The sequence below is a fragment of the Psychrobacter cibarius genome (assembly GCF_904845955.1).
GTDB lineage: Bacteria > Pseudomonadota > Gammaproteobacteria > Pseudomonadales > Moraxellaceae > Psychrobacter > Psychrobacter cibarius_B.
In genome coordinates, this window is the sequence record NZ_CAJGYX010000001.1 from 568,157 (window position 1) to 591,144 (window position 22,988).

15 protein-coding genes are annotated in these 22,988 nt (G+C 43.3%); 8 read left to right on the forward strand and 7 right to left on the reverse strand.

Annotated elements, in window-relative coordinates; translation table 11 throughout:
• Window positions 1-115 precede the first annotated feature (115 nt).
• Together JMV76_RS02240 and JMV76_RS02245 are read left to right on the forward strand one after the other, a co-directional pair.
• Entirely contained in the window at window positions 116-5,449 is a 5,334-nt protein-coding gene (locus tag JMV76_RS02240; protein WP_201501456.1) for an SdrD B-like domain-containing protein, read from the forward strand.
• Window positions 5,450-5,615: 166 nt separating this feature from the next.
• Window positions 5,616-6,389 (forward strand): hypothetical protein, encoded by a 774-nt coding sequence (locus JMV76_RS02245; RefSeq protein ID WP_201501457.1) that lies wholly within the window; start codon window positions 5,616-5,618, stop codon window positions 6,387-6,389.
• A gap of 141 nt (window positions 6,390-6,530) precedes the next feature.
• On the opposite strand, the gene JMV76_RS02250 is transcribed toward JMV76_RS02245, so the two are convergent.
• The 4 genes from JMV76_RS02250 to glpK all read right to left on the reverse strand — a co-directional run bounded on the left by JMV76_RS02250 (window position 6,531) and on the right by glpK (window position 11,111).
• The gene (locus JMV76_RS02250) at window positions 6,531-7,223 is read right to left on the reverse strand and encodes a TetR/AcrR family transcriptional regulator (protein WP_055124242.1); all 693 of its coding nucleotides are present in this window, start codon (window positions 7,221-7,223) and stop codon (window positions 6,531-6,533) included.
• A gap of 238 nt (window positions 7,224-7,461) precedes the next feature.
• Window positions 7,462-8,490, reverse strand: coding sequence for an endonuclease/exonuclease/phosphatase family protein (locus tag JMV76_RS02255; RefSeq protein WP_201501458.1), 1,029 nt, complete (start codon window positions 8,488-8,490; stop codon window positions 7,462-7,464).
• 248 nt (window positions 8,491-8,738) lie between these two features.
• Window positions 8,739-9,251 (reverse strand): hypothetical protein, encoded by a 513-nt coding sequence (locus tag JMV76_RS02260; protein WP_045446919.1) that lies wholly within the window; start codon window positions 9,249-9,251, stop codon window positions 8,739-8,741.
• Window positions 9,252-9,518: 267 nt separating this feature from the next.
• The gene (gene glpK / locus JMV76_RS02265) at window positions 9,519-11,111 is read right to left on the reverse strand and encodes a glycerol kinase GlpK (RefSeq protein WP_201501459.1); all 1,593 of its coding nucleotides are present in this window, start codon (window positions 11,109-11,111) and stop codon (window positions 9,519-9,521) included.
• 613 nt (window positions 11,112-11,724) lie between these two features.
• Here glpK and JMV76_RS02270 point away from each other — a divergent pair.
• The 5 genes from JMV76_RS02270 (at window position 11,725) to JMV76_RS02290 (ending at window position 18,287) form a co-directional block, all read left to right on the forward strand.
• Window positions 11,725-13,434 (forward strand): TolC family protein, encoded by a 1,710-nt coding sequence (locus JMV76_RS02270; protein ID WP_201501460.1) that lies wholly within the window; start codon window positions 11,725-11,727, stop codon window positions 13,432-13,434.
• A gap of 210 nt (window positions 13,435-13,644) precedes the next feature.
• A complete protein-coding gene (locus tag JMV76_RS02275; protein ID WP_201501461.1) occupies window positions 13,645-14,511 on the forward strand; it encodes a YihY/virulence factor BrkB family protein in 867 nt (288 codons plus the stop codon).
• Window positions 14,512-14,559: 48 nt separating this feature from the next.
• Window positions 14,560-15,744 carry an HlyD family secretion protein gene (locus JMV76_RS02280; RefSeq protein WP_201501462.1) on the forward strand — a complete coding sequence of 395 codons (1,185 nt, stop codon included), beginning with the start codon at window positions 14,560-14,562 and terminating at the stop codon, window positions 15,742-15,744.
• Window positions 15,745-15,747: 3 nt separating this feature from the next.
• Window positions 15,748-17,085: an ABC transporter permease gene (locus tag JMV76_RS02285; protein WP_201501463.1), complete on the forward strand. Its 1,338-nt coding sequence runs from the start codon at window positions 15,748-15,750 to the stop codon at window positions 17,083-17,085.
• On the forward strand, window positions 17,085-18,287 hold the full coding sequence (locus tag JMV76_RS02290; RefSeq protein ID WP_201501464.1) for an ABC transporter permease: 1,203 nt from the start codon (window positions 17,085-17,087) through the stop codon (window positions 18,285-18,287). The genes JMV76_RS02285 and JMV76_RS02290 overlap by 1 nt, the downstream gene beginning before the upstream one ends.
• A 129-nt stretch (window positions 18,288-18,416) precedes the next feature.
• Here JMV76_RS02290 and sthA read toward each other — a convergent pair whose 3' ends face one another.
• The 3 genes from sthA to ppsR all read right to left on the reverse strand — a co-directional run bounded on the left by sthA (window position 18,417) and on the right by ppsR (window position 21,596).
• Entirely contained in the window at window positions 18,417-20,066 is a 1,650-nt protein-coding gene (gene sthA, locus JMV76_RS02295) for a Si-specific NAD(P)(+) transhydrogenase (protein ID WP_045452107.1), read from the reverse strand.
• A gap of 81 nt (window positions 20,067-20,147) precedes the next feature.
• A complete protein-coding gene (locus JMV76_RS02300; RefSeq protein WP_201501465.1) occupies window positions 20,148-20,552 on the reverse strand; it encodes a DUF4377 domain-containing protein in 405 nt (134 codons plus the stop codon).
• A gap of 147 nt (window positions 20,553-20,699) precedes the next feature.
• Complete coding sequence (gene ppsR, locus JMV76_RS02305; RefSeq protein WP_045446910.1) at window positions 20,700-21,596, reverse strand: posphoenolpyruvate synthetase regulatory kinase/phosphorylase PpsR; 897 nt, start codon at window positions 21,594-21,596, stop codon at window positions 20,700-20,702.
• 407 nt (window positions 21,597-22,003) lie between these two features.
• On the opposite strand from ppsR, the gene JMV76_RS02310 reads away from it, so the two are divergent.
• Window positions 22,004-22,756, forward strand: a complete 753-nt coding sequence (locus JMV76_RS02310) for an IS5 family transposase (RefSeq protein ID WP_045456533.1) — start codon at window positions 22,004-22,006, stop codon at window positions 22,754-22,756.
• Window positions 22,757-22,988: the final 232 nt, after the last annotated feature.

The window sequence follows — 22,988 nt, forward strand, 5'->3', positions numbered from 1 at the left end:
TAAGCCTCAATAGACGTTTATAGATCCCCTCTAGCTTGAATTAATCACTTTTCATTATTCAAGCTAGAGAATCTCTACCCTTACCCTCACTGATATTTTATTGGATAAGCGACATATGACTCTATCTACCATGACACCGTCTAATCGTACTGCATTGTGTTCAGCGAAGATCTCTGCGCTGTCATTAGCAATGTTGCTTATGCAATCAAATATTGCGATTGCAGCTGATGCAGCAAACCCTAATCTGCAAATCATCAACAATATTGCAAACGCTAGCTATAACCTTGGCAATCAAAATGAGGTCGCAATATCTAGCACCTCAAACCAAGTACAAGTCAAAGCCTCAGACCTTCCTGAATACGGTATTGAACTTACTCAACAGCCGTTACTTACCGTTATGCCTAACGCCTTGGTCAACTGGGTAAACGTCCTAAGCAATACCAGCTATAGCAACCAGACTGTTGAGCTAACATTAGCTGTATCTCCAACGCTCTCAAACTTGAAAGTCTATCAAGATTTAAATAAAAACGGCGTCGTTGATAGTGGTGATACTGAAGTTATTTTCGATAATTTAAGCGCACAAATCAAACTTGGACACAGTGAAAGTATCCAGTTTATCGTGCAAGCTTTATCAGATGCTAACGGCAAAAGTGGCGATACTGCAGATATTAAAATTGGCGCTGTCGTTCTAGAAGACCCATCCGTATCGAGTGTCAACGCGATTGATAGACTGATCATCGTTGAGCCTGAAATCAAATTTACAACGCCTAAGTTTGACGAAAACAAAACCACCTCGCAAATCGAGGAAAACGTCTATATCGATGCCAGCTATGCGCAGTGTAACGTTCAGCTAGATAAGCCAGATCAAGTATGGGTCACGATTACTTCTTTGTTGACGGGTGACAAATACGCATTGAAAGCGATTGAGACGGGCAATAGTACTGGTAAATATCAGCTATCAGCACCAACACAAAACAATGCCAACGCTGTCAATGACAAATTTATTCAGACTCTAGCAAATGATACGTTGACTGCAAGTCTAGACGCCTGTATCGCGCCTTCTGTCGGCACTGGCGCTGAGCAGCTACCAAGCGAAGGTGACTTCACCGTACGTATCGATGACTTAGATACACAAATCAATATCGTCGATGATAGCCCAAGCTTAGTCGTCACCAAAGAAAGCGACGTTAAAAGCGCTGAATTTGGTGATTATGTTAGCTACACCATCAATATCACCAATAGTGGCAACTCTACCGCTTACGATGTACAACTAAAAGATGCCCTACCACGTGGTTTTGCTTATGTAGATGGTAGTGTACGTGTCAACCAAACTACTGATATCAATATCGACCAAGCGCAAACCACTGAGTTTAAAGCTGATGGTAAATATCAGGTGCTAAATTTAGGTAATATGGCAAATGGCGAAAGTAAAAAAATCACGTATCGTGTCTTAATCGGTGCCTCATCATTAGGCGGTGATGGCATCAACCGCGCGACTGCCGTTGCTAGCAATGAACAAGGTAAAAGCTTAGTTTCAAGAGAAGCACAGTGGAAGATTGAAGTAGAGCGCGGTGTCATGAATACTGATGGCATCATCATCGGTAAGGTCTACCACGATATCAACCGTGACGGCATTCAACAAAAAGAAGATGGCGAACTTGGCGTTGCAGGCGTGCGTATCTACATGGAAAACGGTAACTTTGTCGTGACTGATCCTGAAGGTAAATATAACTTCTATGGTGTCAGTGCCAAAACTCACGTCTTAAAAGTTGACCGCACCACCATCCCTCACTCAACCGAGATGGTCACCCAAGGTAATCGCAATGCTGGCGATGCTGGCAGCCGTTTCGTTGACTTGAAATATGGCGAATTACATCGTGCCGATTTCGGTATCGTTGTCGATATGGGCGATAGCACTGAGCGTTTGAATACAGAGCTTGTCGCTCGTAGCAAATCAGTGAGCGCTAAGAATGATAGCCTTGAGCAAGCAGTAAAAACCGAGCTAACCCTAGATCCTGACTACAATCGTGACTACGATGATAATGTAGACGCCAGTGGCTGCAACATCAATGGCGACTTAGATCTGGGCAGCAACTGTGACTCTGCTATCGTCAATGAGATGATCAATCCAGCCGCCAATCGTGTTGATATGACCGTCACTACGGTAGCACCGCCAGTAGAAAAAGAGCTGGAAGAATATCTCAAAGAAGTGGCTAACAATGACGTGGCTTTTATCAATTTAAACGAAGGTCAACAGCTCAGCACTTATAAACAAATGGTACAGGTGCAAGCGCCACTGGGTTCAATATTTACACTATATGCCAATGGAGAAGCAGTATCAGAACAACAAATCGGCAAAACTGCTGAGCAAGAAAAACAGAATGTGACTGCCTTTGATTACTATGCCGTCGACTTAAATCGTGGCAACAACATCTTGCGCGGTGTCGCTACTGACGTGAATGGCAAAATTATCTCTGAGCAATCCATTAAAGTATCAACGCCAGACAATTTACAAGCCATTGACTATCGCACTCAAGCGCAGCTAGTACCGGCAGATGGCGTTAGCGATTATCAAGTCGTTATTAGCCTAAAAGACCGTGATGGCCGTCCTTATATCGCCTCGACACCTATTACTATCGATACCAATATCGGCCGTATCAATCTTAATGACAGCAGTAAAGATCAAGCTGGTACGCAAGTTATTGTCTCAGGTGGCGAGCTACTCATACCCGTGACTGCACCGAGTGTACCGGGTAAAGGTGAGTTGGTCATCGACACTGGTAGCAGTAAACAGATTATCCCGTTACAATTTACCGCGCAATTACGTCCTCTCATTGCCGTCGGCATCGTCGAAGGCGCGATCTCACTTAAAGACTTTGATGGCAGCAGCATTACTGACGCCCAAGGCGCTTTTGAGCAAGAGCTCAATGATTTCGCTGGTAACGATGACTATACCGCTTCTGGTCGCGCCGCGATGTTTCTTAAAGGCAAAGTACGTGGCGATTATCTGCTCACTTTGGCTTATGACAGCGACAAAAAAGGCGAGCGTCTGTTCCGTGATATCGAGCCTGGTGAATACTATCCTGTCTATGGTGATTCATCAGCCAAAGGCTTTGATGCGCAATCTACCAGCAAACTCTATGTGCGCTTGGACAAGGGCCGCTCATTTGCTATGTATGGCGATTTAAAAACTCAAATCGATAACGATGAAGGTATTAAATTAGGTCAATATAACCGTACGTTGACTGGCCTAAAAGCCCAGTATGAAGATAGCAATACTCGCATTACCGCCTTTGTCGCGGAGACGAGTACCAGCCAGCGCGTCAATGAGACTCGTGGTCTTGGTATCTCAGGCCCTTATCCATTGGCTGAAAACTTTGATGCCGTATTAGAAAACTCAGAAACTGTCGAAGTGATCACTCGTGACGCCAACAATCCAGGCTTGATCATTAGCCGTGAGACCCTTACCCGCTTTGCCGATTATGAAATTGACCCTATCAGCCGCAGCTTATTTTTAAAAGCCCCTATCGCTAGCCAAGATATCGATGGCAACCCTATTTATCTACGAGTCACTGTAGAAGTAGATGAAGGTGGCGAAAAATATTTGGTCGGTGGCATTGCTGCCAAGCAGCAGTTGACTGATAAAGTCGCCATCGGTGGTAGCTATGTCAACAGTGATGACCCTCTTAACAAAGAAGAGCTGGCCAGTGTCAACAGCGTTATCAAGTTTAACGATAAGCTAAAACTGGTCGCTGAATACGCGATGAATAAAGCTGAGAATCCAAATTTTCAGCCAAGCAATCAAATCAATGCGACAGAATTAGACGGTCAGGACGCAGAAGGTAATGCCTTGCGTATCGAGCTTGACTTTGATAACAAGAAAAACACTCGTGCCAAAGCTTATTATAACGATACTGACGAAGGTTTCGTGACTGGTGCCTCGCCGCAGACTGCTGGGCGCGCTGAATCGGGCGTCGAAGTCACTCATTTAATTAATGATAAAAAGACCGCGCTAAAACTAGAAGGCGTACGCACTAAAGATCATACCACTGATGCTAGCCGCCAAGGTGTCTTAGCCAGTATTGAACAGCGTTTGAGCACCAACATTGTTGGCGAGATTGGCTTACGTTATTATAAGCAAGATGCGACAGCGGCTTCACGCAATATCCAAGCGGTAACAGACGTCGTAGATGTGACTGACAACACCATCTTTAATGACGATATCATCAATCAATCGGCGCTAAATAATGTCAGTGATTCTGAAAAAGATATTGAAGGCACTACCGCCCGCGCTCGTATCACGGCACGGTTACCCAAGCTCAATGACTCTTTAGTATTTGCAGAATATGAGCAAGATATTGATAACAGTAATCGTAATGCCACCTCCATCGGAGGCGAGACGCCGCTAGGTGGTTTAGGCCGCCTATACGCCCGTCATGACTTGATCAACAGTCTATCTGGTAGCTATGGTCTTGATGATACTGAAGAACGTCAGCGTACCGTATTTGGTTTTGATGCCGCTTATATGAAAGATGGCAAAGTCTATAGCGAATACCGCATGCGCGATGCTATCAGTGCTCGCGAAGCGGAAGCGGCCATTGGTCTTAAGAACAAATGGTATGTCCAGCAAGGTTTAACCATCAATACTTTATTTGAGCGTGTTGAATCATTAGAGGGCGATACCGAAAACACCGCAACGGCAGCTGGCATTGGTGTAGAGTATCTTGCGAAAGAAGATTACAAAGCCTCAGCGCGTTTTGAGAAGCGTTGGGGTGAGACTAGTGACACATTGCTAGGTAGCGCTGGTATTGCTTATCGCTATACCGACGATGTAACTCTGTTGGCCAAGGACATCTACTCACGCGTCGATTATGACGATGGCAATCGCACGATTAATCGTTTCCAGCTAGGAGCTGCCTATCGTGATTATGATAGCAATCAGTTAGACATGTTAGCCAAGCTTGAGTATCGCTTAGATGATAACAGTACTGGCGATGACGCCTATCAAAAAGACGCCGTTATCTGGTCATTGAGTGGTAACTATCATCCAACGCGTCCGTTGACGTTATCAGGCCGTTATGCGGGTAAATATACTCAGTTTGATGCTGATAATATCAGTAGCGACAATACAGCCCATGCGCTTTATGCTCGTGGTCTATATGACATCAGTGAGCGCTGGGATGTGGGCTTGCAAGCAGGCACTTATTGGAACAAACAAGCAGATGATATGTCTTATATGCTCGGTGCGGAAGTAGGCTATAGCCCAATGACCAATCTTTGGTTGTCACTAGGTTATAACTTCATGGGCTTTGAGGATGAAGACATCGCTTATGACGATAGCACTATGGAAGGCGCTTACTTTAGATTACGTTTCAAGTTTGACGAAGACCTGTTCAAACGTGATGATCCACGTAAGAACCAGCGTTTGACGACTCATTCTACATTGTAATTTATCCCCATTGTCGTGTTATCATCTGACGACAATGCGGGCGTTATCGCGCTGTTCATCATATTATATGACAGATATATTTTAATAAGCGATGAGATCAGCGCCGAAAACCGCAAGTACCAATACCAATATTGATACTGACCCGCTTAATATGAGGTTTTGCATCATGCCTAATCCTGCCGACAAAGCAGCCCATTATAAACAGCCTATAAGGGCTTTATTATCAACCGTTTTCTTCCTGACAATGACCTCGGTTGCATCGGCGAGTCATCATACTCCTGAAGTGGCAGTAACCCATGACGCTACTCACTGTGCCAATGATGTTCAAACTCAATCTCACCACCCAAAATACCAAAGTACGCGCCAACGTGCTATGAACTGTATGTTGACAGAGTTACAAGCGTATCAACAAAAAAACATGAGCGCACGTCAACAATACTTTGCCTATAAAGCTCAGGCTTGGCTTAACTACGCCATCCATCAAAACAGCATGAATAGTCGTTCACCTGCTGGGCAGCAAGCCGCACAGGCGGCAGAGACGATTTTGACTACCTTAAGAAATGGCAAGGAACAAGATCTCAACCTTATTCAAGACATACCATCAAACTCTGCTCTCATGCGCCCCGATCTATGGGCAACCTTAAGCGCGCTAAAAGATAGTGGTGGTATCGAGTCAGCACCACGAGAGATAGCCTTCAGCGAGGTCGCTTTAATTTGGGCCGCTACGAACCAATGCGAGCGCGGCTGGCGGGAATCAGGCATCCATTTCCGCATGGCAGATCGTTGGCTTGAACAAGCCCGCGAAGCATACGTCAATACCCATGATTCACAGACCAACGTCGCTTTAGAAGAGCTGATCGTCAGCTATTATAAGCAATATGAGACATTAGATACGAGTGCTGATAGTTGCCGTGGGCAAGTATTAACGCCTATCCGTTAATTCCATTATTACCACTGCTCATCAAGGCAGCAAATACAAAAAAGCCGACATATAATGTCGGCTTTTTTGTATTTACTTAGCAGATATTAGAGCATGTTAATCACACTCTAATGTCTATGCATCATCTAAATAGCGAAAAAACTAGCGATTCTTACGCGGTAGCTTTTCTGGTAGATAGCAACGCAAATAAGCGATAAACGCAGTGTTTGCTTCTTGGATATATTCATTGGTAATGCTTTGGTGACGACGATAAGACAATGTGAATATCGCATTAATAATGCTATAAGCAATCAATAGCGTGTCTTGAATATCGTGGAAACTCGGCATCTCATAGCGCTCTGATAAACGCTTATAAACCAAATCGACGATTTGATGATCGATATCTTCACCAAAACTATCACCTTCAAAATCAGGCGTGTTCGTGTCATAAATGAGCTTGGCTTTGGTTTCGTCGTTATGGAATATCGTCACACAATTATCAATAAGTGCCGTCAAATAGCCCTGCCATCTGTCATAATTACCAATATCGACTGTTTCTACTATTTCTAATATTTCGATAGCATTCAAAAAACGCAATGCTAAAAATATCGCTTCGATGTTAGGAAAAAAGTGATAAGCAGAAGCTCTTGGAATGCCTGCTTCTTCACATACAGCCGCCAAAGTAATGTCATTGATAGGTTGTGTTTCACTTAACTTCTTGGCACCAGCCAAAAGTTTTTGACGGCGCGCACGGCCTTGTTGGCTGGTAAACTTGAACTTATTCGGTACCAGTTTTTTTGCCAGTTCCGAATCTACCAACACATCTTCAATCTTTTCGTCTTTATTTTCGCTCATCATAAGTCTCTTAATGTTACACCCTATTTTATAAATATAATCTTCAATAGATAGTATTCGCCCTAAATTGAAGAATTACATCCTATTAGCTAATAATGTAGCACTGATATTAGCGCTACTATGTCTAATGGAGAGGCATCATAAACGCTTGTACACTATCAAGCAAGGGAGATAAATGGGTTAAAAAATAATGTATAGGTCAACCATTTAATAGCGTTAACCACGTAATGTAAAAAATTTAATCATTGAGTTTAATTTTCGCTCTTATAATACCATGATCGATGACCCTATCTGTATAGTCCCACTTTAAATGGTCATTGAAATAGTCTACTCTTTCAACCTGACCCAGTGAAAACTTGCTATCAGGAAGAAACTCTTCTGAAACAAATAACTGATCAATCACTTCTGGCATACCTTGATATATATGGGTATATGCCACATCTTTCATCCAACCATAGCGTGCTTGGATACGCGCAGCATCGAATAATGCAACATCGCGCATACCTTTGTCATAATTAACTTCACCAGTCTCAGCCATCAATTGGGTGGTGACGCTACCAGTGACATCGTTCATATCACCTAACAAAATCAATGGCTCACGAGTATGATGTAAGCGCTCTATAATAGACATGCGAATAGAGGCTGCTTCTGCGGCGCGCATACATAAACTACGGAGCTTGGCACGGACTCGAATATTTGGATCGTCCATGTCTTCTAACAAATTGCCACTTTCGTCACGCAAGAAAAATGCCCGTTTGCTTTTTAGATGCGCCGTAATAATCGTTATCGGTTGACCAAAGGCATTAACCCGCACTAGCAATGGTGGACGATTAAAGCGCTGGTAAGGACCAATATCAGGGATATCAATCACCGCCTTTGGTGCAATATCTTCAAGCAAGCGGCTTTCTAATTGCTCAAAACGGCTAATAATACCAACAGCAGGAGTGTTTTGTGCCCCTTTGCCATGGGTATAAGGGCTTGAACGGTCGTTACTTGCCAGCGGAACAACAACATGCTCGGGCTTAAATCCCAACGACACCGCCAACGCTTCAAGCGCATTACTATCCCAGACTTCTTGCACCGCAATAATATCAGCATGTGCTTTTGCTAATAAATCGGTGATGCCGCTTAGCTTGTGCTCGTATTCATCGTTACTGTAAGCTGGCGCATTGTCATAATAAATTCGGTTAGGGTTGGCAAAATTGAGCAAGTTGGCAGTGGCGATATAGAATTGTCTGGCGCTTTTAGCTTCCGCATTATTGTTCATAGATTACCTATCATTTTTATTCTAGAATATTGCTTCCAAAGATGATTGGCTGTTTAATATATTCATACTTAGTAATATACAGCAAAAAAGCCTCCAAAGAAATCTTTGAAGACTTTAAAATAGCATAAATTGAAAGTATTTAGTCTATCAGCAGACCCAAGTCTACAATCAGACTAAGCCCAGTGATAAGGTAGTAAGCTTATATACTGTCTACTTACTTAAATCAAATGTGCTGTTAGTTTCGCTTATTAAGATACACGATTCCATGCGTCATACGATGCTTTGCGTGCCTCTTCCCACTCCATGCGTGATTCACCTTTTACTTCATGCCATGAGCGCTCTAATTCAGCTTCATGGTCTTCAAAACGTGCATCCGCAGGATAACGAGCACGGTTGGCGTACCCTACTGCATAAGCTGGATGTAGATCACGGTCGAAGTCATAACCTTCTTTGTAATAATCAACATTTGCATATTCTGCACGCCAGTAAGCTTCTTCACGTGTTGGATCAATTGCTTCTGCTGCTGCATGTCCTGCACCGCCACCAACGATAGCACCAATCGCACCACCAATAAGTGTGCCAAGTGGTCCTGCCATTGTACCGATTGCTGCACCCGCTGCTGCGCCGCCAAGACCACCAATAGCTGTGCCTACTGGATGCGAACCTGGCTCACCTGTAATGATATCAGCATTCAGATCCTGCTTAGCTTCTTTTGACATATGCTTTACTTCACTGCGATCAATACCGTCATAGTTACTCATAATTTTATCCTTAAATTAATTTGTTATATTTTAGATTTATTAAGTGCTAAAAATTAGCAGTCTTACTCGAATCATGTGTTACTTGAGTCGCCTAAAGTATAGAAATTTATGGATAACAACAGATAGATAGGTTGTGTAAATTGTGTCCAGATTGCGATTGCCTTGCGTTACAGCCTGTATCTTTATAATGATTTTGTAGGACAGTGAAGCTGTTTTAAGTAATTTTTCATTGAGTTGTTACAATATTTTAACGTGTTTATTCAATACTTATAAGGATGTCAGTGCTCTATCGATGGCTCGTTGCCACTTATTCAGATGTCGTTCACGGATATCACTGGACATTTGGGGTTCAAAAATACGATCGACTTGCCATGATGCTTGCATCGTCCCTTCATCATATAGCCCCGTTTTTAAACCTGCTAGTAATGCTGCACCTTTGGCAGTGATTTCTGTATCTCTCGGACGCAGGACAGGCACATCGAGTAAATCAGCTTGAAACTGCATCAATAAGTCATTGTTGGCCGCGCCACCATCTACTCTTAGCTCAGTTAATGGATGAGGGCTGTCTTTTTGCATGGCAATGAGCACATCATAAGTTTGATAAGCAACCGCCTCTAACGCAGCACGAGCAATATGGGCTTTAGTTGTGCCGCGGCTCATACCAGTAATACTCGCGCTGATATCGGAGCGCCAATAGGGTGCTCCTAGTCCTGTGAATGCAGGCAGTAACACCACCTCTTCACTACTATCAACTTGGCGGGCTAAATCTTCGACTTCACTGCTGTGTTGAATCATACCCAAATTGTCTCGTAACCATTGGACAATAGCACCTGCCATAAACACACTACCCTCCAAAGCATAAGTGACTTTCTTTCTGGGTGGCTGCAACATGCGTTTGCCTGACTGTACAATTTGATCGAACGATAAATTGTCTGGACGAGTCGGTGTGGATTTTCGTTGCCAAGCGATTGTCGTTAGTAGTTTATGCTCGCTCAGTTTGGGTTTTTGACCAATATTCATCAGCATAAAACACCCAGTGCCATAAGTGTTTTTGGCCATGCCCGCATCGAGGCAGCCTTGTCCAAAAAGTGCCGCTTGCTGATCGCCCAATACCGCTTGAATAGGAATTTGTTTGGCAAACAGTCCTTTTTTGGTTTTACCAAAGTCACCATCAGATGCTAGGACTTTAGGCAAAATATTCATGGGTATCGCAAAACGGGCGCACAGCTCTTCTGACCACTCAAGCTTGTGGATATCATATAATAAAGTACGGGAAGCGTTGGTCACATCAATGACATGCTCGCCACCAGTTAGCTTATATATGAGCCAACTGTCTATAGTACCAACCGCTATTTCTCCTCTGCTGGCTCGTACGCTCAATTTCGGATTGTGCTCTAGTAACCAAGCGATCTTACTGGCACTGAAATATGGATCTAAACGTAGCCCTGTAATGCGTTGCACTTCGCTTGCCACATCATCATGGCTGTCATTCATCATGCCGCTGGCACCCTCAGCTGCGAGTGTTTTACAGTAGCTCGCCGTACGGCGATCTTGCCAAATGATGGCAGGGGCTAAAGGTTTACCCGTTTGTTTATCCCACATGACAATAGATTCACGCTGATTGGTGATCGCGATACTGGTGACGTCGGTAGCAAGTAGCCCTGCTTGATTAATCACATCATGGGCACAGCTAATCTGCGTATGCCAAATTTGTTGCGCGTCTTGCTCGACAAAGCCCGCTTTTGGGGTTTGTAAAGTGGTGGGCTGCTGTGCCATTTTTATCGGGCGGGCACGATCATCGTACAATATCGCTCGACTCGATGTCGTCCCTTGATCCAAAGCCAAAATATATCCTGCCATTACTCACATCCTATTTTGTCGCATTCATTTTTTACATTTATATTTTATAGTCGAGTCTTTATTGATGGCACATACTTTTTGCGAGCAACGCTTATCACAATAGCCAGTTTTATTTACATTAGCACTGCGCCAATGAGCAATTGCTGACGGTTAAAATAAATGCCGTTCATTTTAATCTTGCTCAACGCTATAAGGTGCTGAAATATAGCACACACCACTATTATGTATAGTTTATAAACTGCTTTGTAGTACAACAATCATCACTAACCATCATTATCGCTGAAAACTTTTAAAAGTGATCTAAAATCGATTTAAGTGCTAATGACTTGATAAACCTTTTATTATTAATTAACAAATGATGTTATTATTTGTCTTAACACCCGACCTCTAACATAAAATCATGGCTTATTCAACGCACAGTAAGCAAATACTGAGCATTGACCCGTCACCATTGTGCCACTACAGTGTAGCGCTTGTTATCCATAACAAAATATTGGCTTCTGTTAATGGTTGACCATATTGAACTGTTTGAACAGGGTTTGACCACAACAGTTGATACTTTTTTGCCTGACTCTAAAATACTTTGCATTCTAATTAATGGCTTATGTGACTTATGAAATTTGCTTTATCGACTCTGTCTACTGCGGTGATGACGATTACGTTCATGGGTTTAACGGCGCCTGCTTTGGCAAGCGCTACTGATCATAATATCGAGTCACCGAATGAGGTCACGGCCGTTGCAGTGACGCAAATTATCGACTCTGACACTCAATACAGTACTCAAAGCAGCATTCAAGACAGCGCTCAAAACAACGCTCATAAAAACGAGATTCAAAATAAAAGGTCAACGACAGATACAGACATGGGTCAAGCCGAGCAAAAAACTGGCTTAACAACGCTTATCGATCCCATTACCCATAAAAGTATTGATAATAGCTATCCATTAGCAGTATCTAGCCTGTTAAGCCTTGAGCAAGCTCAAAATATTTTATTGCAAGTGTCACCGAAACTGGCCGCCAATCAAGCGGCGATTGCGGCTAGTGAATACCAAACGGATGCGCTTAAAACCTTGGACAACCCATTAGTGTTTGCCCAATTATCAGCCAACGCTTACAACTTAGACGCGGATCTTGACTTATCATCATTGAAAAACGGTATTGTTAATGACGTTAACAATGGTGTCGAGAATGTGATTCCGCCTATTCCACCATTACCAGATTTGCCGAATTTTGGTGAATTGGTCGGCGAGCGTATCCCAGACTCTTATGAGTTAAAGCGCTCAGGCTCAACGGCTGGTGCAGGTCTGGGTGTGGTTTGGCCCATCTATACTGCTGGACGTACTAACGCTTTGACAGGTGCTTCCAATGCCCGTACCCAAGAAGCCGTCGCAGACAGTCTATTGGATAAAAACGAGCTTTATAACACCCTGATTGAGCGTTACTTTAAAGCACAGCTGGCCATCATTGCCGCTTATTTACGTGAAGATGCTTATGATACCTTGCAGCAGACTGACCATATGGCGCAGCGGCTTTTTGAAGAAGGTTTTATCTCACGTGTTGATCGCTTAGAAGCACAATCTGCGCTTGCCGATGCAAAAAGTGAGTCCGTCAATGCCAATAACGATGCTCGTCTTGCGATGATGGCTTTACAGCGGCTATTGCGTACCGACTATCGTATCAAACCCACGACACCGTTATTCGTCTCTAGCCGTCCTTTACCCGATGTAAACTATTTTCAAAATTTATCACTCACCAATCACCCAGGTCTACAAAAAGTCGCCGCCAAACGCGCACAAGCTGAGCAGCTACATGCGCTATCAGATACTGGTCACAAGCCTACCGTCATGCTCTATGGCTACGGACAAATTGAAAAAGACCCCAGTTGGGTAGCCGGTATATCAGCCAGCTGGAAGCTGTGGGGTGGTCTTGATAAAAATGCATCACTCGCATCGAGTAATGCCAAAATACGCCAAGCAGATCTGTCTGAAATCGAAGTCAGTGACAATTTATTATTACTGGTCGAAAAAAACTGGCACGATGTTAATAATGCCCAATCTCGTTATCAGGCATTACAAAGCAATGTAGATCTGGCCGCAGAAGTATTGCGTTTGCGCCAGTTGGGGCTACAAGAAGGTGTAAATACACCGATTGAGGTAGTCCAAGCACAAACGCAGTCGCTTAAAGCACGTACTGAACAAGCGCAAGCGGCGAACAGCTATGTACAATCGCTGGCCGCACTCATGCAAAGCTGTGGTACACCTCTTGCCTTTAATGCCTATCTTAATGCTGCTGATATTCGATTACCGACTTTGTATACTGAGTAATGATTTAATTTGAAAAATATAGATAGTGTGGATAAGCGTTTATATAGTTGATTCGATTTGAAAGTATGACAAGGCAGCTGAGCGAAGAGGTATATTTGATACCTCAAGCGAGGTTAACGCCGCAATACTATTATAGTAGCCTTACCATACTAATTATCATAAAGCTGTCAATAACCATACTATTGCTAACTCTATTGTGAATACTGTTTTATGAAAAACCCGACTTCTAAATTAATAAATAACTGGCTGCAGCCTTCATTAAAGACGTGGCGTATTGCGAACAACTCTAATGTTTGGTCACACTGCGCGAGCGTGGGATTTTTTGGTTTCTTATCAATTTTTCCAGTAATGGCGGTGTTTGTGCTGCTTTATGGTCTCGCGTTTTCACCAGCTGAGATGCAAGAGCAAATCTCGGTTTTGCGTCCGTTTATACCTGATACGGTGTATGAAGTCCTCAATTCACGCCTAAGCGCATTGGTCTCTAATACCACATCCACGCTCACGTTCAGTCTTGTCTTATCGACCTTACTCGCCCTTTATGCTGGCTCTAAAGGTGTTAAATCTTTAATTATTCTTATCAATCTTGCCTTTCATATTACTCAAGAGCGTAACTTCATACAAGGTAACATTTTAGCAGTCAGCTTAACCTTTGGCGCGGTAGTAATCTTGATTATAGCGGTCTCTTCTATTGCTATTATTCCTGTAGGGGCAGCCTATTTCCCCTTCCCGCAAATAGCTAAAACGATTGCGCTTTGGAGCAGGTGGCCTATATTGGCTGGCATCATATTTTTAAGCTTTTTAAGTCTCTATCGCCTAGCCCCAAACCGTGACGCCGTCGCGCTAAAAAAACTGGTGCCAGGAGCAATTTTGGCGACCATTCTTTGGATTGTATTGTCTGTGCTATTTTCGATTTATGTGCAAAACTTTAATAACTATAGCGCTGAGTTTGGCGCGCTTTCAGCTGCCGTGGTCATTATGCTTTGGCTTTATTATTCAGCATTTATCGTCGCTTTTGGTGCGATTTTTAATTCTGAAGCCTTAGAAAGCGCCAAACCTTATGCTGTACGAATGTACTAATAACATACCCTTTATCCTCAATTTTGCTGCTTTAGGAATCTCACTGTCATGACTGAATCTACAAACGAATCAGACGACTCGCGCAAGTTAAACGACTCAGAGCAATCTACCAACTCAGTCAATAACCATAACGATCAAGCAACTGATGCTGAAAATGAGCAAGCAGTGCCTACTTATAAGCGCCATGCAGAAAAAGCGGATAAATCTGCCATGATAAAAAAGGCACTTCTGGCGCTATTGGTTCTGATTGTATTAGGTGTTATTGCCTATGGTCTATATAAAAGTAATCAGCATAGCGAGCCTGAAGTCGTGACTTTGCAAGGGCAGATGCAGATGCAGCAAACCTCCATCGCTGCAAAAGTACCGGGACGTATTGCCAAAATTCTGGTCACAGAAGGTGATGCGGTGACGGTCGGGCAACAGCTGATTGAAATGGACTCGCCTGAGATTAACGCAAAGATCAATCAGGCGCTTGCTGGCAAGCAAATGGCACAAAGTCAGTTAGATAAAGCAGAAAATGGCGCCCGTCCACAAGAGATCGCTCAAGCAAAAGCGGCGTGGCAAGCCAACAAAGCTGCTTCTGATTTGGCGGAGAACACTTACCAGCGTGTCAACCGCCTGTATGAAGAAGGTCTTATGGCACGGCAAAAACGCGATGAGGCATATGCGCAATATCTGGCCACTCAAGATCAAACTGAAGCGGCGCGCTTACAATACGATTTGGCAAAAGAAGGCGCACGCAGTGAAGATAAATCAGCGGCGACAGCACAAGTAGCACAAGTCGATGCCCAACTAGAAGAAGCACTGGTGGCAAAAGAAGAAGCCAATTTAAAAAGCCCTATTGCAGGCATTGTGGACAATGTCATTGTTAGCGCGGGTGAAGTCATCGGACAAGGCGTGCCTATCTTGACGTTGGTCAATACCGATGAGCAGTGGGTCGTACTTAATGTCACCGAATCCTACTTAAACCAGTTTGCGATTGGTCAGCAATTTACTGGTACGATTCCTGCGCTGTCATCAGCAAATAAGCCTTATACCAAACAGTTCACCGTTTATGCTACGTCAACATTGTCTGACTTTGCCACTTGGCGGCCGACCAATAATGATGATGGATTCGATGTACGTACCTTTGAAGTAAAGGCACGTCCGACGACTCCTGATGCACGTATTCGCTCAGGTATGAGCGTTATTGTACGCGTCAATCCAGCACTTACTAATGCAAGCCAAGAGTAAGCCATGCACCTGATGAAGTTAAGTAAGGCTTTTTTACGTAGTGCTGTCTATGAGCGACGGTTTTTGACCAAAAACCCGTGGGACTTTAGTATGGTGGTATGGATACCACTGGCAACCGTCCTACTGATTTGGTGGATATTTTCACAAACGCAGATTACGGATTTGCCCATTGGGGTGATAGACCAAGACAATAGCCCGATTGCCAATACCGCGGTACGCTATTTGGAAGCCAGCCCTACTCTAACGGTTAAACAGCTTTATTACTCAGAGGCTGAGGCAAAAGCGGCTATTTTGCAGCGTGATATTTACGCTATTGTCATTATCCCTGAAGATTTTTCTCGGCATATTTTATCTGCTGAGCCTGCTCCATTAATTTTACAAGTAAATGCTCAGTACGGTACACATTCGGGCATTATCCAGACTAGCGTTCAAGCGGTCGCTGGGACGTTATCGGCAGGCGTTGAGATACAGCGTTTGGTCAAACAAGGCATGGCACCGTCGCAAGCTGCGATTGCTTACTCGCCGATTGGTATACAGCGCATCAGCCTATTTAACGCAGCCACCGATTATCAGCAGTTTTTGGCTTCAACCGTCATACCCGCGCTGCTGCATATTCTAGCGATGGTGATCGGTGCAACGACGATTGGTCGTGAGCTGCGGGATAAACGACTCGGCCACTGGTATCGCTTTATCAGTACAGGTCATCCTGATTTGACGCGAACCACGCAAAACGAGTCAACATCAGAGCAAATATTAACTGCCGTAGAAAATAACCAATACTTGAGCAAAAACGATCAAATCTCAGTCTCTAGCCATGCGAATGAAAATATGATGGAGAGTGCAAACGTTTTAGTATTATTGTTTGGTCTGTTGGGCAAATACTTTTGGCCGACATTGGCCTTTAGCATTTGGGCGATGTTGGCTCTATGGCTTGCCACGCCGCAAGAATCCGTTGCCATGAGCTCAGTGCTTGCAACTTATGCTGGTTTGATATTATTAATAATGCTATCGTTTTGGCTGGGTGCTATCTTTACCTTAGGCTCATTTTCATTACGCATGGGCTTGTCTGCTACTGGTTTTATTTCAGCACCTTCTTATGCCTTTGCTGGTGTGACCTTTCCTTATATTGCTATCAGTGACAGTGCTCGGCATTGGTCAGATGCACTGCCACTCACTCACTATCTAAAACTACACATTGCACAATTACAGATGCAAGCGCCTGTTGCTGTGTCATTACCTATCGTTTATGGTCTGGCTATTGCCACGACGATTGCGATGAGCTTGACTACTTTATTAACCAAACGCGCTCTGGCGCATCCTGAACGTTGGGGGGCGCGCTAATGTCATTACCACCAAAAGACCATTTATCTCCGACAACGTCAGATTCAACCAAGCAGTCTTCAACACCTAGTTTCTTAGGTAGTTTTTTACAGACCATTAAGGACATCTTTTCTGATAAAGGTGTGCTATTACTCTTACTGATTGCCCCTATTATTTATGGTTTTTTTTATCCTTGGCCGTATTCGACAGAAGTGGTCAACCATGTACCTGTTGGTATCATTGATAACGACAATAGTAATCTATCACGAACCATCGTTCGCTGTGCGAGTGCCAGTCCACAGTTAGACACACAGCTTTTTCTCAACGAGCAGCAGGCTAAAGAGGCCATGTGGTCAGATGAAATCGCTGGGTACATGGTCATTCCAAGTGGGCTTGAGCAGCAAGTACTATCGGGAAAAGCGGCGAGCGTCAGCGTATTGGGTAATGGCGGCTACTTTCTGTTAAATAAAAACGTACAGATGGGGTTTTTAAAAGCAGTCAGTACGGTATCAGCAGGGATTGAAGTCAAAAAAAACGTGGCACAAGGTGCTTATTCAGCAACAGCGGCTGCTAATACTCAAGCGGTACCATTAGTAATTATCCCTTTATACAATCAAACAGAAGGTTATGGCGCTTATGTGGTGCCAGCGGTCTCTATTCTAATTTTGCAACAAACCTTATTAATCGCCACAGCGATGCTGATTGGTACGTGGTATGAGCAGCGGCGACATGCGACAACTATCCGTGGTTGGCTTGGGCGAATTGCTGCGCTCAGTATGTTTAGCTTCATTATTGGCTGCTTTTATTATGGCTGGACATTTGAGCTACACCACTATCCGCGCGGGCAAAACATGCTTGGCAGTTTACTGTTCCTTTTGTTATTTTGTCCGACCGTGGCGACACTTGGCTGTGTGCTTGGACTCTGGTTTCGCCAGCGCGAACGTAGTATGCAAATCCTAATTTTTAGCTCACTACCGATGTTTTTTGTCAGTGGTTATCCGTGGCCAGCAGATCAGCTGCCCACAGTTTTACAAATCATACGTTGGTTCGTACCCACGACACCGGGTATCAATACCTCCGTCCAGCTTAATCAAATGGGGGCTAGCATACCCCAAGTTTCTACTGGATTTTATGCACTAGCCGCCTTATGGGTGTTTTACTTTGCGCTACTTATGTGGGTGCGCTGGCATGACGCGAATAAAGTACTTAAAACAGTGTCCTAAAGCAAAAGACGATTGCATGTCATTAACGCCTGCCATCAATAAAAGCCAAATCGATGATCCTGAATCAAAAAAAGCGCCTGCTAACATAGCAGACGCTTTTTTATTTATAACGTTTCAATATTCTATCACTTAAAAAACACGATTAAGACCATTTAGTGCCGCCACGCGATAGGCTTCTGCCATCGTTGGATAATTAAAAGTAGTATTCACAAAGTACTCAAGTGTATTATTACTCTTACACTTCATCACGGCTTGACCAATATGGATAATCTCTGATGCATGGTTACCGTAGCAATGGATTCCTAAAATCTCCAACGTATCACGATGGAACAAAATCTTTAGGACACCTGAGCGTTCACCAATGATTTGTGCTCGTGCCAAATGCTTAAAGAATGCTTGACCCACTTCGTATGGGACTTTTTCGTCGGTTAGCTCTTGCTCAGTTTTACCGATACAAGAAATTTCAGGAATCGTATAGATACCAGTTGGCACGCTTGACACTGGTTCCGCATCGCTATCACCAACCATAAAGGCCGCCGCACAGCGTCCTTGGTCATAAGCGGCAGAAGCCAAAGATGGCCAGCCAATCACATCACCTGCGGCATAGATATTTTCGATTTCGGTACAATAGGTATCATCAACTTTTAATTGACCACGGCTGTTTGCTTTTAGACCAATCGCTTCTAAGTTTAAACCTTCCGTATTACCTGAGCGCCCATTTGACCAAAGAATGGCATCAGATTTGATGCGCTTACCACTTTTTAGATGTAAGACGACATAATCGTCATGCGTTTCAAGATGATCAATCTCTTCATTACTACGAATCAATACGCCAAATTGTCTAAAGTCATGCGCGATAGCATCGCTAATCTCGCTATCGAGATAACTGAGCAATTGATTTTGGTTATTAATCAAATCAACCTTATAACCAAGACCCGTAAAGATAGAGGCATATTCACAACCAATCACGCCCGCACCATAGATGATAATTTTTTTGACCACATAATCCATTTGCAAAATTTTATCAGAATCAAAAACGCGCGGATGGTTAAAGTCTAAAATTTCAGGGCGATAAGGACGACTACCAACCGTTACGATGGCTTTATTAAAGGTAATGGTTTCAAAGACATTATCATCGGTTTCAACACGTAAAGTATGAGCATCAATAAAACTTGCCCAACCCTGAATCACTTCAATGCGATTGCGTTCATAGAATCGGGTGTGCGTACTAACCTGATTGCGAATGACTTTTCGGGCATTGGCAAGCACTCTATTTAGAGGAACTTGCTTGTACTCCATCGCCTTGGTAAACATAGGATCACGGCGAAAGTTAATGAGGTTAAATACCGATTGGCGCAGTGCTTTACTTGGAATCGTACCCACATGGGTAGAGTTGCCACCTACCTGATCACGTGGATCAATGACCACCACTTTTTTGCCAGATTTAGTCAATTTCATAGCCGCCGCTTCGCCAGCAGGACCTGCTCCTAAAACGACCGCATCATATTCATACTCGTGGTTATCGCCTTTTAAGCGACGTGAATCTTTCGTATAACCAGACTTGATATCGATTCGCGTGTCATCGAGCGGATTAATAAGATCAGGATGGTGCATGACATCATCAGTGACCTGCTCATGGGTTTGTTCAATATTTTGTTTTTTATTTTTGCCTTCAGTATGTTCAGGATTCGGCACGCGACCGCTTTCTTTATTTGATACTTCGGTATGAATGTCTTTACCAATATCATTGGTCGCGTCGCTTGGTTTTTTAGTTCCCATCGTGTCCTCTTTACATTTACTTATTTATTTGATTTTTAGACTGTGTATGAATCAATAATTGCTCGAGTCAAAATCACACGACTAAGGCGTGCCCACCATACGTTGTGACACAATATTTTGCAGTGTCCAATGCCCAGTCGCGCTTTTCTGTCCCTCATCAATCTGCGGACGCGCACTAATCACATATTCTGTGCCAAGGCTTGGTTTAAAGTCATCAATCCAATCATAAGGTACCTGAAACACGCTGCCATTTTTGCTTGATTTGGCCAGTAAACACTGCATCGGTAATGCTGAGGCGCAGGCCACACGATTGGGCATAATTGTTAGCGTTTGCGCTTCACCCAATACGATGGTTGGGATATAACGTGGCTCAGGCACTGGCTCACGTGAAAAAGGTGACGTTTGGCAAGCACTCAGTAAACTGACCGCACTCAGCAAGCTGGCCAATAATAAAGGGGTCTTGCTAGACTTATAAGATGAACTCATAATATTCTCTATGTGATAATGAGATGGTATTAAATGATGGTTATTAATAGTGATGCTTTAAATAATGGTTCTTTTTTGAGCAATCGTTATTGCTAAATAATTAATTGATTGATTGATTCAAGCAATTAATTGATAGCTTATATTTTATTAGCCGATACGGCGTTTGAGACCCGTCATCTGCAAGATGCGCGTAGCGATTTCTTCAACGGACATCTCAGAGACATCAAGGCTTGGAATACCATGCGTGATGTAAATCCCCTGTATCGCCCGCTGCTCTTGCTGACATTGCTGATAGCTCGAATAACGACTGCCCGCACGGCGCTCTTGACGGATTTTCACCAAGCGATCAGTATCGATCAATAGACCGAACAGCTTGTCTTTGTGCTCGCGCAATGCTTTTGGTAATTGATTATCGTACAAGTCATCTTCGGTCAAAGGATAATTTGCTGCTCGAATACCGAACTGTAAGGCTAAGTATAAAGAAGTCGGTGTTTTTCCTGAACGCGATACGCCCACCAAAATAATATCCGCCGCATCGTAATGACGCGTACGCGCACCATCATCATTGTCTAAAGCGAAATGCACCGCGTCGATACGTTCTTTATAAGTCTCAGAATCCACATCGTCGTGTGCATGACCCGAATGTCCGTCTGGCTCCACACCCGTTTCTTCAGCGACGCGACCTATCAAACCCTCATACATATCCAAGTTACAGCTTTGGGCAGAATTAATCTTTTCACGAATATCAGGGTTAACAATCGTATCAAAGACTAATGGCAACAAACCATCTCGTTGATACGCCATGTTGATTTGCTCAACAGCGTCTTCTGCACGCTCTAAGCTATCGACATATGGCAACACTCGTGTTTCAAAAGGTACTGAAGCAAACTGACTCAAGATAGCGCGGCCAAGCGTCTCCGCCGTAATCGCTGTGCCATCTGAGATAAAAAACGCGGTTCGAACGGCTTGAGAGCTGTCTAAGTTTAATGCGTTGCGATTTTGAATAGTGGGATTCAGTTGTTCAGCTGGATTACTTGAGTACATAACGTTGGCACCTCGATTGAAAACACAATGGTAATTTTCATTTGGCTTTTATTTTTGATCGGCTTTAGACTTGATTTTCAGACGTAATTTTCGTTTTGTATAAGCGCTAATATTGCACATTTATATCAGGATAAACCGCTACTATTTATGCTCTACATTATACGCATAATAGCGGCCTAATAGAAATCAATGTTACAGGCGTACACTTAGAAAGCCACAGTGCCCTTAATCTTATCATACCGATTAATGACCATTATTGTGCTGACTGGTTACTCATACTAGCGCAGCATTACCTGATATATATAAAGGCAAATATTAGGGCGTGTTGAACATTGAGAGTAAATTATGGCAAAAAAAATAGCGAACGGTTAATCTTTAAGTTCTCACACCAAAAGATCTCGTTCGCTATGCCTCGCACAATGCTCAAAGATGAACACTGGACCAAACTAAGACCTATCTTACTAAAACTGAATATCTATGACAAAGGAAATCTTCGATGTACCGTTGAAGGTATTCTTTATCGGATGCGCGTTGGTTGCCCTTGGCGTGACTTACCCGATTATTTTGGTAAGCCCAACACCGTCTACAAAGCTTATCGACGCTGGTTTCGCAGTAATAAGTTGATTGCGCTATTTTCTTTGTTAATCAAAGATTCAGACCTTGAATGGGTCTTTATTGATGGTACTCATATTAAAGCGCATCAGCATAGCAGTGGCGGTCATGAGAATCTGCAAGGTATTAGTAAAAGTGTGGCAGGACGTGCGACTAAGATTCACTTAGCAGTTGATGCACATGGCAATCCCATCAATTTTCTCTTGTCAGATGGTACTACTCATGATGTGAAAGTGGCTCCAGACTTAATTGATAACATAGATTTGAGCGCAACAGTGACTGTATGTGCTGATAAGGGCTATGATTCTGATGCGCTACGTGCTCATATTAAACAAGTGGGCTGCTTCAATAACATCCCTCGGAAAAGAAATACAAGGTCCTCTAACGATCATATGGACTGGCACTTGTACAAAGCTCGCCACTTAGTAGAAAACGCTTTCGCTAAGCTAAAAAATTACAGAGCAGTTGCAACCAGATTTGATAAGCTCAAACAAAGTTATGAAAACACTGTGGCTTTGGCTTGTGCTTATCTTTGGTTGAAATTATGAATGTTCAACACGCCCTATAAGAATATCCTAAAGCTCTTCTGTTATTTATTTTAAACCCTCTATTTATCAATCAATTTATAAACATATCTTGATAATTAGAGTGGTCTTTACTCGCATTTTTACGTCATCTCAAAAATAGAAAAATGAATAACCTTCTACTAATTATGTAGCAAAGCCCACAATTTGTATCTTTTTGACAAAAATATTGGTTCAACCCCTCGAAATTCTCCAA

Bases quoted from the DNA above. Each gene is read 5' to 3' on its own strand.
- JMV76_RS02285 (WP_201501463.1), top strand. From the start codon at position 15,748: ATGCACCTGATGAAGTTAAGTAAGGCTTTTTTACGTAGTGCTGTCTAT.
- JMV76_RS02250 (WP_055124242.1), bottom strand. From the start codon at position 7,223: ATGAGCGAAAATAAAGACGAAAAGATTGAAGATGTGTTGGTAGATTCG.
- JMV76_RS02280 (WP_201501462.1), top strand. From the start codon at position 14,560: ATGACTGAATCTACAAACGAATCAGACGACTCGCGCAAGTTAAACGAC.
- JMV76_RS02310 (WP_045456533.1), top strand. From the start codon at position 22,004: ATGCCTCGCACAATGCTCAAAGATGAACACTGGACCAAACTAAGACCT.
- JMV76_RS02290 (WP_201501464.1), top strand. From the start codon at position 17,085: ATGTCATTACCACCAAAAGACCATTTATCTCCGACAACGTCAGATTCA.
- JMV76_RS02260 (WP_045446919.1), bottom strand. From the start codon at position 9,251: ATGAGTAACTATGACGGTATTGATCGCAGTGAAGTAAAGCATATGTCA.
- JMV76_RS02240 (WP_201501456.1), top strand. From the start codon at position 116: ATGACTCTATCTACCATGACACCGTCTAATCGTACTGCATTGTGTTCA.
- JMV76_RS02245 (WP_201501457.1), top strand. From the start codon at position 5,616: ATGCCTAATCCTGCCGACAAAGCAGCCCATTATAAACAGCCTATAAGG.
- JMV76_RS02270 (WP_201501460.1), top strand. From the start codon at position 11,725: ATGAAATTTGCTTTATCGACTCTGTCTACTGCGGTGATGACGATTACG.
- JMV76_RS02275 (WP_201501461.1), top strand. From the start codon at position 13,645: ATGAAAAACCCGACTTCTAAATTAATAAATAACTGGCTGCAGCCTTCA.
- sthA (WP_045452107.1), bottom strand. From the start codon at position 20,066: ATGGGAACTAAAAAACCAAGCGACGCGACCAATGATATTGGTAAAGAC.
- JMV76_RS02255 (WP_201501458.1), bottom strand. From the start codon at position 8,490: ATGAACAATAATGCGGAAGCTAAAAGCGCCAGACAATTCTATATCGCC.
- ppsR (WP_045446910.1), bottom strand. From the start codon at position 21,596: ATGTACTCAAGTAATCCAGCTGAACAACTGAATCCCACTATTCAAAAT.
- glpK (WP_201501459.1), bottom strand. From the start codon at position 11,111: ATGGCAGGATATATTTTGGCTTTGGATCAAGGGACGACATCGAGTCGA.
- JMV76_RS02300 (WP_201501465.1), bottom strand. From the start codon at position 20,552: ATGAGTTCATCTTATAAGTCTAGCAAGACCCCTTTATTATTGGCCAGC.